This is a genomic window from Polaribacter sp. BM10 (genome assembly GCF_002005425.1).
Taxonomy (GTDB): domain Bacteria; phylum Bacteroidota; class Bacteroidia; order Flavobacteriales; family Flavobacteriaceae; genus Polaribacter; species Polaribacter marinaquae.
The window spans coordinates 2,739,616-2,752,388 of record NZ_CP019704.1; the positions used below are offsets into that span (position 1 = coordinate 2,739,616).

Below are 12,773 nucleotides of genomic sequence, written 5' to 3' on the forward strand. Positions count from 1 at the left end.
AAATGACTGAAGAAGATTATAAAAACGGACAGGTTTTACTGATTGATAAACCACTAACTTGGACTTCTTTTCAAGTAGTAAATAAATTGCGTTGGGAAATTAGACAACGTTTCAATATCAAGAAAATAAAGGTTGGTCATGCTGGCACTTTAGATCCTTTAGCAACGGGTTTGCTTATTATTTGTACAGGTAAACAAACCAAGCAAATAGATACATATCAAGGGCAAATTAAAGAGTATACAGGTACTTTTACAATTGGTGCAACAACACCTAGTTACGATTTAGAAACAGAAATCGATAAAACATTTTCTACAGCACATATTACAGAAGATTTATTGCACGAAACTACAAAGCAATTTGTTGGCGAAATTCAGCAAAAACCACCTATTTTTTCTGCAATTAAAAAAGACGGAAAACGTTTGTATGAATTGGCTAGAAAAGGAGAAACAACAGAAATTAAAGCAAGAACTGTTACGGTTTCAGAATTTGAAATAACAAAAGTAAATTTACCAGAAGTAGAATTTAGAATCGTTTGTAGTAAAGGAACTTATATAAGGTCTTTAGCTTTTGATTACGGAAAGGCTTTAAATTCTGGTGCACATTTATCAGTATTAAGAAGAACTAAAATTGGAGATTTTTCTGTTGATAATGCTCTTTCTGTAGAAAGCTTTATAGAAAATTTAAAAAAAGAATAAAGTTCATTTAAAAATCGGCATCAACTTTTAAGCTCATTCTTTTAAGAGTTACAGGATGATTAAACTCTATAAATTCTGCATGTAAATGCAATCTGTTTTGTTTGTTACCATAAAGATCATCACCCACAATAGGAGTGTTTAATCCGTTTTTATGAGCCGCATGAACTCTTAACTGGTGCGTTCTACCAGTTATTGGGTAAAAGTAAACTTTCGTTTTGTTATTAATTTCAGAAATTATTTCCCAATCGGTTTCCGCAGGTTTCCCAAACTTAAAATCTACAAGTTGTTTTGGTCTGTCGTCTAAATCTACTCGAAGCGGTAATTTTATTTTTCCTATATTATTTTGTAAAATGCCGTCTAGCAAAGCAACATAACGTTTTTTAATAGTTCTATTGATAAACTGACTTTGCAAAACTTTATTAGCTTCTTTCGTTTTGGTTAGTAATAAGATACCAGATGTAGACATGTCTAATCGATGCACGATTATTGGTCCAGTTGCTTCCGGATATTTATCTTTAATTCTAGTGTAAACAGAATCTTTAATGTCTTTACCAGGTACAGACAAAAACTCTGCAGGTTTGTTTACCGCAAGTAGTACATCATCCTCATAAATTATTTCTAATTCTTTATTTTCAGCTAAATTTTCCAATAATAAATTGTCATCCATTTTAATACCTTTCAGCATATGAGATAAAATGGGTTTACATCTACTTTGGCAAGCCGGATAATAGTTTTTATGTTTTCTAATTGCTGAGTTTGGCGAAATTCCCCACCAAAATTCTGCCATTGTAATTGGGGTTAAATCATTCTTAAAAGCATATTGCAAAAGTTTTGGCGCAGAGCATTCTCCAGAACCAGCAGGTGGTTTAATTGCTGGATCATTAAATATATCTAATAAGTTTTTAAGCTCTTTGTCTTTATTTAAAAAAGCATATTTGCTAAATAAGGTTTGCTGTAAATAATTCGATTTTTCTTTTCTAGATTTTTTTAATGCTGATATTTCATCTTTAAGTAACAAATAATTACTACTAACTTTTGATAATTTATCTTGATAATACTCTTGTAATTCTTTCATAAAAAACTGATTGTTGTAACTTTCTTGCATCAGTTTTTTGTTAAGCTTATCAAGCTCTAATTTACTTAAAGACTTTTCAGCATTCTTTTTAATTGCTTTTCTTTCAGACTTTAAAGACTTCATTTTTTTTCTTTGAAAAGCCAAGTCATCTTCAGTTTCTTTAGATAATTTTTTCACATTTTTTTTAGCAGTTATAAATTCGATGCTATTTGTTATTGCACTAAGTTTTGCATTTATAGCCTCTATTTCTAATTCGCCTTTTATGTAAAAACTTCCTTCTGTACGCATGTTAAAAACAGGAGGCACAAATTTTTCTGGCAAACTTTTATCTGCTAGTTTACCAGAAAAAGCTGCTAAATAACCAATATTATCATCTTTGTCTTTTACTATTAAAACACCAAACATTTTACCTATGGGCAAAGTTGTTGTATCGTTATTTAAACCAAAATTGTGTTTAAAATCTTGCTGATTTATTAAATATTCTTGCAGCTCATTACTCGCAATTTTAGCTAAAGGATGTGGTTCGTAATAAAACGGAAATGTAAATTTTTCTGGCAGTTGTATGCTAGAAATATCTGTCTTAAAAGATTGCAAGTGCTTTAACATATTTATTTTAAAACCTCAAAGATAGTTAGTTTATCAGTAATAAGAATCTTTATAAAGTATAGAAATAAGCTTTATTGAAAGAGTCAACATAATTTTTGAATGCGTTAAAAAATAGTTTACATATCTTATAGTTTTGTATCGAACTTAAAATGAATATTATGAAAAATATAAAAATGAATTCGATAAAATTATTCGTAACAGCATTAACAGTATCTAGTTTTATGCTTGTTTCTTGTGATAATACAAAAAAGAAAACGGAGGAAGCTAAAGAAGAGGTTGCCGAAATGGTAGATTCTGCAGAAGAAGGTTTAGAAGAAGGAGTAAATGAGATGGATGAGGAAATGGAAGTGAAGACCAGAACTTACAAAATGAAAGATGGTACTGCAATTGTTTATAATTTAGATGAAAAAGGTATTGTTGGTTTTGATGATTGGTCTGATTATACAGTTGTTAATTCTGAATTAGCAGAGATTAGAAAAACAAATTATGTTACAACTGCTCAAAGAGTAAGAAACATGAACTATAGAATTGCTAACTTAGGTAACACAATTCCGGCTTGGTTAAAAACCGAAGAGGTGATGGAAGATGTAGCAGATGTACAGAAAGAATATTTAGAATTAATAGAAGATGCTGATGCTTCTGAAAGTGAAATGAAAGAAAATTTAGAAGAATTATCTGAAAAATTTGACGATTTAAGAGAAGAGTTGGATGAAACTGTAGAAGAGTATACTAAAATTAATGAGTCTGCAATCGAAGAGTTTAATGAAGAATTTAAAAAAGGAAAGATCGATGCAGCAATAGAAGAATATAACGAAGAAATTAAAAAATTAGATAAAATGATTGAGAAGAAACAATAATAAAACTTCTTAAATAAAATTTTAAAAAGGTAGACTTTAGGTCTGCCTTTTTTGTTGAAATCGATTACTAGCTCTTTTGCAAAGAGTTAATAATCGATTTATCTGCGTTAAAAAACAGGGCTTGTTTCCTTTAATTTTGTATAAAATTAAAACACATATTATGAAAATTATTAAAAAATTTACAGCAGTTTTAACAGTTACAGGTTTATTATTTATGTCTTGTAATAATGCTACAGATACTGAATATAAAACAATGGAAATTAAAATTGCAGACGGACAAACAGTTGAGTACAAAGTAGACTCAGAAGGACATTTAGCATTTAACGATTGGGATGGTTTTAACGATGCAAACCGTGAGTTGATGGAAATTGAAGAGAGAGATTTAGCAGTAAATTCAGAAATTATCGAAGGCTTAAATAATTCTGTAAACAATTTAGGAAACACGATTCCTGCTTGGTTAAAAACAGAAGAGGTTTTAGAAGATATCGAAGATGTGCAAGAAGAGTATAAAAAACTTTTAGATGAAAGAAATGAACCTGCTAAAAACGTAAAACAGAATTTAGAAGAATTAAACGAAAAGTTTGATGATTTACGTGAAGAGTTAAATGAAACAATAGAAGATTATAATTCTTAATAGCGCATACAATAGTTAACACAAAAGGATAGATTTTAAATCTATCTTTTTTTTTGTTTTTTAAATTATCTTTTGGCAAAAAGTTGTCGCATACCAGCCTTTAAAAAAGGAAGAAGTGGTAAGTTTTTCATAATTAAAACATCTTCTTTCAAACTACTTTCATTTCCTAAAAAAGCTAAAATTTTTTCTGGGGAATTCTTTTTGAATATTCTTGTAAAAACCTCTTTACCGGTTAATTTATTAGAAAGTAGTACATCAATTAAAGTTCTATCGTACCAATTATAAAGTTTGTCTTTAAAAGTAGTTTTATTTAAAATTGGACGATTATTTTTTAAATCTAATATAATTTCTGATACATTTTTTTGAATAAACTGAAACGTATAACCACTGCTTGCTTTTGTAAATCCGCCAGCAGTACCAATGTTTATTATTGTTTTGTCTTCGGTTCTTTTAAAATTGGCAAGAGACATTGGTATAATTCCAAATTCTTCGTGAGTAATTGTGTAATTATCTATTTTTAAATCTTCTTTAATATATTTTACCAAAGCTTTCTTGTAGTCTTCTTTTTCTATAAGTTTTGGTGTAAATAAAGTATATTCTACCAAAGCTTCTGTGTTAGAAGTAGGTAAAACGTACATAAAAGTTGCGCCATGTTCTTGCGAAACGGTAAAATCCATCAATCTACCAACTTTTTTGTCGAATTGTGCAGTTTCAGTTTTAATAACCCAACCTTTAAAATGTTGTAAAAGAGAGTTTTGTTCTGTTATAACAGGATTGAATAAACTTGTTGAATTAAATACGACTTTACTCTTATAGCTAGCAATGTTTGTTTTTACAATGCCAGCACTATCATCAGAAGAAATGGAAAGAATATTTTCTTGAACAAAAGTTACGTTAGTAAACTTTTGGGCATAATTTAATACATACTGATAAAAATCTAACCCTTGAATCATCTTGTAAGTATAACTGCCTAAATCTAGATTTTTTTTAAAATCTGTAGTTAGAAATGCAAGATTATTCCATTTTGCAGAAACAAGCTCATCAAAAATACCAGCTTCTTTTTCCCAATAGCACCAAGTTCTATCGTTGTTTTTTTTAGAGTCTTTATCGATTACTAAAATAGATTTATGTTGTAGTGTAGGTTCTTTTAATATGCGATATAGCAAGCTTAAACCTGCGCATCCAGAACCGGCAATAATATAATCGTATTTTTTCATCAATAGTTATTTCAAAAAACGGTTGTACCAGCTGTCTTCAATAGGAATTTCCCAAAAATTCTCAAAATCTTCTTTTGTTGTAATTAAGTTATCAAAAACAATAGATTTACCTGTTAAAGCTTTGTTTTTTAATAACTTTTTAAAGTCTTTTAAATCTTTGTATTGTACAAATTCTCCTTGTTTAAAACAAACATTCATTCTGTCTAAAAGTTCTACCTCATATTCTTGCTGTAAACCTAAAATAAAAGAAACAGAAACATCTATATCTGCGCCCTTTAAAGGAGTTGTAACATTGTCTGCAGTAAGTACAATAAATCGATTGTATAAAATTTTATAAGAAGCTTTAAAAGTATCGTCATCTTGTTTCCAAGTGCTAATAAATGCTTTTACCTTTTCTTCTAAGTGTTCAATTTCATTTGCGTAAAATTTTCTACTAGAAGGATATACCCAAACTTTTGCATCTTCTGGTATTTCTTTAAAATCTACAAACATTCTATTTTATTTAGACTGCAAATATAACCAAAAGAAAAACCGCAAACAGAAAATGTGTTTGCGGTTTTTAAAAAGGTGAATAATATTTATATTTTTTTTGCCGGTATTTGTGTAGCAAGCTTAACTAAATCTTCTTGTACGTTTTTACCTTTATTTTTATTATACCAAACTTGTAAATCTTGTTTAAATTGTGCGTCTAAACTGCCATGTTCTTCTTTATAATCTGCAACCATTTTAGTTGCTGTAGAAGGTCTTGGTCCCCAAGTATTGATAACATTATTATCTTTATCTAAGGCAATTAGTTTAGGTATGCTTCTACCTCCGTTTGTTAGAAACAAATCCATTAAAGGTAAGTTTTCGTCTCTTAAAACTATTTTTAAATCTACTTTATCTGTAATATCTGCAATTTTTTGAAGTACAGGAATATTTTGTGCAGCGTCACCACACCAACCTTCTGTTATAACCAACCAAGTTTGAGGTGTGGTTACCTTTTGAAATTCAGAGATTGTTTCTTCAGAAATTTTAATAGTTTTATCTAAACGCTTCATACGTTTATCATTTAATAAACTATAATTGGTTAAAGCTTCAGATTGTATTGGTCCTGTTGCTTTACCATCTTCTAACAAACTACTAACTAAACTTCTGTACTCTGCGTAAGAAATTGTGTTTTTAAGACTATTTTCTATAATTTCTTTCATGCTAAAATTGCTTAACTTAATTCAAAAGTTTAGACGTATATTTTTAATAAACTTACAGAGCTTATATTTTACTTTTTTAAGTTCGATAAAATTTCTTTGGTCATGGTTTCTAAATTAAATTTATGTTGCCAGTTCCAATCTTTTCGCGCTTCAGTATCATCTATTACAGAAGGCCAACTATCTGCAATTTCTTGTCTAAAATCTGGTTTGTAAGAAATTTTAAAATCGGGTAAATGTTTTTTAATTTCTAATGCAATTTCTTGTGGTGTAAAATCTATAGCTGCTAAATTATATGCAGTTCTTACTTTTACATCTTCTGGTTTTGCTTGCATAAGTAGTATGGTTGCATTTACAGCATCATCCATAAACATCATTGGTAAACGAGTTTTTTCTGATAAAAAACACTCATAATTACCTTCTTCTAATGCTTTAAAATAAATATCTACAGCATAATCTGTTGTGCCGCCACCAGGTTTTGTTTTCCAAGAAATAATACCAGGATATCGAATACTTCTAACATCAACCCCAAATTTTTCGTGATAATAATTACACCAAAATTCTCCAGAAAGTTTACTAATTCCGTAAACAGTACTTGGTTCCATTATTGTTTTTTGTGGTGTATTTTCTTTAGGAGTTGTTGGTCCAAATACGGCTATAGAACTTGGCCAATAGACTTGTTTTATATGTTTATCTTTAGCTAAATCTAATACGCCGAGTAAAGATGTCATGTTTAAATCCCAAGCTTTTTGTGGAAATTTCTCTGCAGTTGCAGACAACATTGCTGCTAATAAATAAACCTGAGTAACATCGTACTTTTTAACCATTTTTAAAATGGTTTCTTTATCTGTGGCGTCTATAATTTCAAAAGGACCAGAAGTCATCATGTCTGCATTACCTTCTCTAATATCAGAAGCAATAACATTGTTATTACCGTAAACTGTACGTAGTTTTTGGGTTAACTCGTTACCAATTTGCCCGCTGGCGCCTAAAACTAAAATAGTTTCACTCATATTTAGATTGAATTAAAATCAACAACAAAGGTACTTAATTTAAGTATTCGTAATAATTATTTAATAAAATAATTATTCAGTAATTTAATGGCTTATATAACCAATTTGTTATCATTTCTTTAAAATCTAATATACGCTTAAAAATGTGTATTTTTACTTTTTTAAATAACATCGTGAAATATATATACCTTTTAGTACTAAGTGTTTTTGTAGTTTCTTGTGGAAGTAAACAAGAAAATAAAGAAGAAATTAAACCGAAACTATTAATGACTTTGGTGCAATCTCATGCCAAAACTGCGCCCGTTTTACCTACATTTTATGATGAAGTAAAAGATTGGAAATACCTAAAAGAAGTTGATTCTTTTTTTGTTAAATATCAAAAAATATCGCCTAACGAAGCCTTAAGTAACGCTGTCGAGTTAAAAGATTTGGTTAAAAGTTTAAAAGATAGTCTTAAACCCAAAAAATTTGATATTCCGTCTGTAAATGCTAGAATTAATATTTTGTATAATGAGGTTTTAAGACTTGCAGATATTACAGAAATTAGCGCTATAAAGGCAGCAGAAGTTAATAACCAAGTAGACAAAACTATGTCTGCTTTTTCTGATATCAACACAAAAATAAATACCGTTTTAGCTAAAATTAGATTCGAAAATGAAATTGATATCGATGTAGATTTTATTGGTTTAGATTCTACGCGATTAGATACCGTTTCTAAAAAATCGATAGATTTAAGAATGAAAGAAAAGTTAATAGAAAAAAATAATTTAGACAAAGGTTCTAGAAAAAGGCATTAAACATAATGAAAAAAGCAATTGTATTATTAATAAGTATTTTAGTTTTAAGCGCTTGTTCTACATCAAAAAATATAAAAAAGGATGTTGAAACCATAAAAGAAGAAGTAAATGTTTTTATGGTTAATTGGCACAAAGCTGCAGCCGATGCAAATTTTGATAATTACTTTAATGCAATGTCTAAAGACGCAGTTTATATTGGTACCGCAGCCGAAGAAATTTGGACTAAAAAGGAATTTATTGGCTTTAGCAAACCTTTTTTTGATAGAGGTAAAGCATGGTCTTTTACAACTTTAGAAAGAAATGTTTATGTAAACCAAAACAAAAATTTTGTTTGGTTTGACGAGCTTTTAAATACTTGGATGGGTACTTGTAGAGGTTCTGGAGTTTTAGAAAATAGCAATGGTAAATGGCAAATTAAGCAATATGTTTTATCTGTAGCAATACCAAACGACGATGTTCAAAAAGTTATAAATGCAAAAAAAGAAAACGATGCTAAATTCTTAGAAAAATATAAGAATTAATTTTAGAAGCTATTTCCTGCTTTCGCAACTCGCTTTTTTCGTTCCTCAAAAGAGCTCAAACAAATTGCTCTATCAGGGCTAAGTGTGTTTGTTAGCTTGTTTTAAGAACTAACAACTTCGTTTACTACTTTAAAAATAAGTTCATTTTCAAAACCTTTTCGCATCAAAAAGCCTATTAGTTTATTTTTACGCTTGTAAATATCACTTTCAGAAATTACAGCATTTCTATTTTCGGTAATTCTATAAATAGTTTCAATATATTCTTCTTCATCAATCTCTTTAAGTGCGGTTTTTATATTGTAAGCAGAAATATCTTTAAACTTTAACTCTCTAACAATTCTTTGTTTGCCCCAATTTTTAATTCTGAACTTTCCTCTTGCAAAACTTTTAGCAAAGCGTTCTTCGTTTAGAAAATTATCTTTCATTAAACTTAAAAGTATAAGTTCTCTAGCTTCCGGAATTAAATTATAATCACGCATTTTTTGTTCTACCTCTTTATGGCAACGATCTTGGTAGACACAATACTGTTCTATCTTGCGTTTAATTTCTTCTACGGTAAACGATTTTTTCTGCATCATTGGTTCAAAAATATAAAAAGGGATGAAACCTAAACGATTTCATCCCTTTATTTATTTACATTTTCTACTAAAAGTTATTCTTGTACTTCTGTGTAAGCAATTTGTGTATTGTCTACATCATTGTTCAATTGTCCTTTAATTCTCATTTTAAATTTAGTAATTAAAAAGAATAAAATTGGTACAACAATAAGGGTTAAGAAAGTTGCAACTACAAGACCGTAAATAACTGTCCAAGCTAATGGTCCCCAGAAAACAACATTATCTCCACCAAAATAAATATGCGGGTTAAATTCGCTAAATAAAGTAAAAAAGTTAATATTTAAACCAATTGCTAAAGGTATTAAACCTAAAATAGTAGTAATAGCAGTTAATAAAACGGGTCTTAAACGCGCTTTACCAGCTTGTACAATACTTGTAAATAGTTCTTCTTTTGGTAAAAATTCATCTTCTTCTAAATCTAAACTATCTTTTCTTCTATCAATTAATAATTGTGCATAATCTAGTAAAACTACACCATTATTTACAACAATACCAGCAAGAGAAATAATTCCCATCATTGTCATCATAATAACAAAAGGAGCACCAGAAATAACCAAACCACCAAACACACCAATAAAACTTAAAAAGATAGCAAGCATTATAATTCCTGGTTTCGAAACTGAATTAAATTGGAAAATTAAGATAAAAAAGATCAATGCTAATCCTGTAAAAAACGCTCCAACTAAAAAGTTCATTTGCTTTTCTTGTTCTTCTAGTTGACCAGTATAATCTATTTTAATTCCTTTAGGTAAATTTTTAAAGTTTTTCATTTCTTCTCTAATTTTACCAACAACAGCACCTGCATCTGTTTCTCCAGGAGCTAATGCAGAGTAAACCGTTACAACACGTTTTAATTTTTTATGCTTAATTGCACTAAAACCAGAGTTGTTTGTTTGTGTAGCCACTGTAGAAACCGGAATTTCTTTTATTTTACCAGAAGCCATGTCTCTAAAGATTATATTCTGATTAAAAACGGCACTTTTATTGTATCTATCTTCTTTATTAAAACGAACATAAATATCATAATCTTCGCCATCTTCTTTATAAACACCAGCTTTGTTACCAAAGATAGAAGCTCTTAATTGTTGCCCAACTTGACCTGTAGAAACACCTAATTCACCTGCTTTTTTTCTATCTACAACAACTTTCATTGCTGGTTTGTCTCTGTTAACATCAATTTTTAATTCATCAATACCAGAAATACTTTTAGTATTAATAAAATCTCGCATTCTTTGTGCAGTTGTAATTAACTCTGCGTAATCATCACCTTGAATTTCAATATTAATTGGCGCTCCAACAGGTGGTCCGTTCGCATCTTTTTCAACAGAAATTAAAACACCAGGATAAATACCTACCAAAGCAGTTTGTACTTTTTGTCTTAAAAGTTCGCTATCTAAACCTCTTCTATATTTGTACTCTCTCATAGAAGCGGTAATTTTACCTTTGTGCGGCATTTCTGCTGCAGAACCACCATCTGTTTGTGGGTTTCCGGCACCTTCACCAACCTGAGAAACTAAACTTTCTACCATAAAGTTGTAGTCGCCATCCATATAATCATCACTATATAAAACATCAGAAACCTTTTGTTCTATTAATTTAGTAATGTTATTAGTTTTTTCGATATCAGTACCTTCTGGGTATTCTATATATACAATAATTTGATTTGGTTTGTTGTCTGGAAAAAATTCAACTTTTGTTCTTTGTGATTGTAAAGACATACCAAAAGACATAAAAGCTACAATTAATAAAACAAAAGTACCTACGGTTAGTACATAAGGAGTCCAACCAGATAATGCTCTTTTTAATTGTCTTTCGTACCAAGATTCTAATTTTGGTAATACTTTATTTTGAAAACTATTTGCCCAACCTCTTAAAAACAATCTGTAAGCCCAAAGCATTATTGCAGTAAAAATCATTAAAGTACCTAAAGCTCTATAAGCGCCACCGGTTATTAAAACCAGAACACCTAATGCTGTCATAATACTTGTAATAATTACAATTCTTTTTACTGGCATATCTTTATCTTCTACACTCATGTATTGCGATACAAGTACAGAGTTAAAGAAAATTGCAACTAATAAAGAAGAACCTAACACAGTAGATAGTGTAATTGGTAATAACTTCATAAAGTCTCCCATAATTCCTGGCCAAAGACCTAAAGGAATAAATGCAGCAACTGTTGTTGCAGTAGAAATAATAATAGGAAAAGCAATTTCGCTAATACCTTTTTTGGCGGCATCAACTTTATTCATCCCTTCTTCATCCATTAAACGGTATACGTTTTCTACAACTACAATTCCGTTATCAACCAACATACCAAGTCCCATAATAAGTCCGAAAAGTATCATGGTATTCATGGTGTAACCTAACATGTTTAAAATCATTAAAGACATAAACATAGACATAGGAATTGCAAAACCAACAAAAACTGCGTTTTTAAATCCTAAGAAAAACATTAAAACAACCACCACTAGTATTACACCAAAAATAATGTTGTTTACTAAATCATCTACCTGTCCAATAGTTTTAGGAGATTGATCATTGGCAATTGTAACTTTTAAATCTTTTGGAAATTCGTTAGCAATAGCATCATTTACAATTACTTGAATTTTTTCTGCAGCGGCTACCATGTTTTTACCAGCACGCTTTTTAACATCTAACATTACAACCGGTTCACCACGTTCTCTTGCATACGTTGTTTTGTCTTTGTCTTTAAAAGATACTTTTGCAACATCTTTTAAGTAAATAGGGTTATTAAATTCAGATTTAATTACAAAATTTTCTAATTCTGAAGGTTTTTCTATCTCTCCAATAATTCTAATAGTTCTTCTTTGACCGCTATTTATAAAATTACCGGCAGACATGGTAACGTTTCCGTTTCCTATTGCAGTTGTAATATCATTAAAGCTAACTTTATTAGCCATCATTTTGTAAACATCAACAGCAACTTCTACTTCTTTTTCTTGAGCACCTCTAATATCTGCTTTTTTAATTTCTGGTAAATCTTCAATTTCATCTTGCAAATACTCACCAAACTCTTTTAATTTATAAACAGGATAATCGCCAGAAATATTAATATTTAAAATTGGCATTTCTTCAGACATACTTAAATTAAATACGTTTGGTTCTACTTTTGCGCCATTAAAAGTGGGCCAATCTTCGCTAGAAGTTTCTGTATCTATTTCGTCTTTAATTTTTTGTTTAGCCTGTTCAACGGTAATGTTTTCATCAAACTCTACAATTACAATAGAATAATCTTCTTGTGATGTAGAGGTAACTTCTACCACATTACTTACTGTTTTTACCTTATCTTCTAAAGGATCTGTAATTAGTTTTTCTATATCTTCTGCAGTGTTACCAGGGTAAACTGTACTAATATATATTTTAGTTTCTTTTACTTCCGGAAAATTTTCTCTGGCCATACTAAAATATGCAGTAATACCATAGAAAAACAATACACCCATTATTACATAAATGGTAGTTTTGTTGTTAATTGCCCAAGAAGATAATTTAAACTCTTTGTCTACTTTCTTTTTTTCTTTTGACATCTTAGA

The 12,773-nt window shown here is 29.7% G+C and carries 12 protein-coding genes; 5 read left to right on the forward strand and 7 right to left on the reverse strand.

Annotated features, from left to right (window positions below):
• Positions 1–2 precede the first annotated feature (2 nt).
• A complete protein-coding gene (gene truB / locus BXQ17_RS12120; protein WP_077810892.1) occupies positions 3–695 on the forward strand; it encodes a tRNA pseudouridine(55) synthase TruB in 693 nt (230 codons plus the stop codon).
• A gap of 7 nt (positions 696–702) precedes the next feature.
• Here the strand turns inward: truB and BXQ17_RS12125 are convergent, their stop codons facing one another.
• Entirely contained in the window at positions 703–2,376 is a 1,674-nt protein-coding gene (locus tag BXQ17_RS12125) for an RluA family pseudouridine synthase (protein ID WP_077810893.1), read from the reverse strand.
• Positions 2,377–2,534: 158 nt separating this feature from the next.
• Between BXQ17_RS12125 and BXQ17_RS12130 the strand changes: the two genes are divergently transcribed.
• Positions 2,535–3,233, forward strand: coding sequence for a hypothetical protein (locus BXQ17_RS12130; protein ID WP_077810894.1), 699 nt, complete (start codon positions 2,535–2,537; stop codon positions 3,231–3,233).
• A gap of 160 nt (positions 3,234–3,393) precedes the next feature.
• Positions 3,394–3,867: a hypothetical protein gene (locus tag BXQ17_RS12135; protein WP_077810895.1), complete on the forward strand. Its 474-nt coding sequence runs from the start codon at positions 3,394–3,396 to the stop codon at positions 3,865–3,867.
• A 65-nt stretch (positions 3,868–3,932) separates the two neighbouring features.
• Here BXQ17_RS12135 and BXQ17_RS12140 read toward each other — a convergent pair whose 3' ends face one another.
• The 4 genes from BXQ17_RS12140 to BXQ17_RS12155 form a co-directional block, all read right to left on the reverse strand.
• Positions 3,933–5,084: a lycopene cyclase family protein gene (locus tag BXQ17_RS12140; RefSeq protein ID WP_077810896.1), complete on the reverse strand. Its 1,152-nt coding sequence runs from the start codon at positions 5,082–5,084 to the stop codon at positions 3,933–3,935.
• A gap of 6 nt (positions 5,085–5,090) precedes the next feature.
• Complete coding sequence (locus tag BXQ17_RS12145) at positions 5,091–5,576, reverse strand: ABC transporter ATPase (RefSeq protein ID WP_077810897.1); 486 nt, start codon at positions 5,574–5,576, stop codon at positions 5,091–5,093.
• Between the two features lie 86 nt (positions 5,577–5,662).
• Positions 5,663–6,274: a thioredoxin family protein gene (locus BXQ17_RS12150; RefSeq protein ID WP_077810898.1), complete on the reverse strand. Its 612-nt coding sequence runs from the start codon at positions 6,272–6,274 to the stop codon at positions 5,663–5,665.
• Between the two features lie 68 nt (positions 6,275–6,342).
• The gene (locus BXQ17_RS12155) at positions 6,343–7,284 is read right to left on the reverse strand and encodes an NAD-dependent epimerase/dehydratase family protein (RefSeq protein ID WP_077810899.1); all 942 of its coding nucleotides are present in this window, start codon (positions 7,282–7,284) and stop codon (positions 6,343–6,345) included.
• A gap of 173 nt (positions 7,285–7,457) precedes the next feature.
• On the opposite strand from BXQ17_RS12155, the gene BXQ17_RS12160 reads away from it, so the two are divergent.
• Together BXQ17_RS12160 and BXQ17_RS12165 are read left to right on the forward strand one after the other, a co-directional pair.
• Entirely contained in the window at positions 7,458–8,081 is a 624-nt protein-coding gene (locus BXQ17_RS12160) for a hypothetical protein (protein WP_149025905.1), read from the forward strand.
• Positions 8,082–8,086: 5 nt separating this feature from the next.
• Complete coding sequence (locus tag BXQ17_RS12165) at positions 8,087–8,602, forward strand: nuclear transport factor 2 family protein (protein WP_077810901.1); 516 nt, start codon at positions 8,087–8,089, stop codon at positions 8,600–8,602.
• 101 nt (positions 8,603–8,703) lie between these two features.
• On the opposite strand, the gene BXQ17_RS12170 is transcribed toward BXQ17_RS12165, so the two are convergent.
• The gene (locus BXQ17_RS12170; protein WP_231963573.1) at positions 8,704–9,180 is read right to left on the reverse strand and encodes a regulatory protein RecX; all 477 of its coding nucleotides are present in this window, start codon (positions 9,178–9,180) and stop codon (positions 8,704–8,706) included.
• A gap of 74 nt (positions 9,181–9,254) precedes the next feature.
• Positions 9,255–12,767 carry an efflux RND transporter permease subunit gene (locus BXQ17_RS12175; protein ID WP_077810903.1) on the reverse strand — a complete coding sequence of 1,171 codons (3,513 nt, stop codon included), beginning with the start codon at positions 12,765–12,767 and terminating at the stop codon, positions 9,255–9,257.
• Between the last annotated feature and the right edge of the window lie 6 nt (positions 12,768–12,773).

What these genes read in the sequence shown, in the direction of transcription:
- truB (WP_077810892.1), top strand. Translation starts at nt 3, where the DNA reads ATGACTGAAGAAGATTATAAAAACGGACAGGTTTTACTGATTGATAAA.
- BXQ17_RS12125 (WP_077810893.1), bottom strand. Translation starts at nt 2,376, where the DNA reads ATGTTAAAGCACTTGCAATCTTTTAAGACAGATATTTCTAGCATACAA.
- BXQ17_RS12130 (WP_077810894.1), top strand. Translation starts at nt 2,535, where the DNA reads ATGAAAAATATAAAAATGAATTCGATAAAATTATTCGTAACAGCATTA.
- BXQ17_RS12135 (WP_077810895.1), top strand. Translation starts at nt 3,394, where the DNA reads ATGAAAATTATTAAAAAATTTACAGCAGTTTTAACAGTTACAGGTTTA.
- BXQ17_RS12140 (WP_077810896.1), bottom strand. Translation starts at nt 5,084, where the DNA reads ATGAAAAAATACGATTATATTATTGCCGGTTCTGGATGCGCAGGTTTA.
- BXQ17_RS12145 (WP_077810897.1), bottom strand. Translation starts at nt 5,576, where the DNA reads ATGTTTGTAGATTTTAAAGAAATACCAGAAGATGCAAAAGTTTGGGTA.
- BXQ17_RS12150 (WP_077810898.1), bottom strand. Translation starts at nt 6,274, where the DNA reads ATGAAAGAAATTATAGAAAATAGTCTTAAAAACACAATTTCTTACGCA.
- BXQ17_RS12155 (WP_077810899.1), bottom strand. Translation starts at nt 7,284, where the DNA reads ATGAGTGAAACTATTTTAGTTTTAGGCGCCAGCGGGCAAATTGGTAAC.
- BXQ17_RS12165 (WP_077810901.1), top strand. Translation starts at nt 8,087, where the DNA reads ATGAAAAAAGCAATTGTATTATTAATAAGTATTTTAGTTTTAAGCGCT.
- BXQ17_RS12170 (WP_231963573.1), bottom strand. Translation starts at nt 9,180, where the DNA reads ATGATGCAGAAAAAATCGTTTACCGTAGAAGAAATTAAACGCAAGATA.
- BXQ17_RS12175 (WP_077810903.1), bottom strand. Translation starts at nt 12,767, where the DNA reads ATGTCAAAAGAAAAAAAGAAAGTAGACAAAGAGTTTAAATTATCTTCT.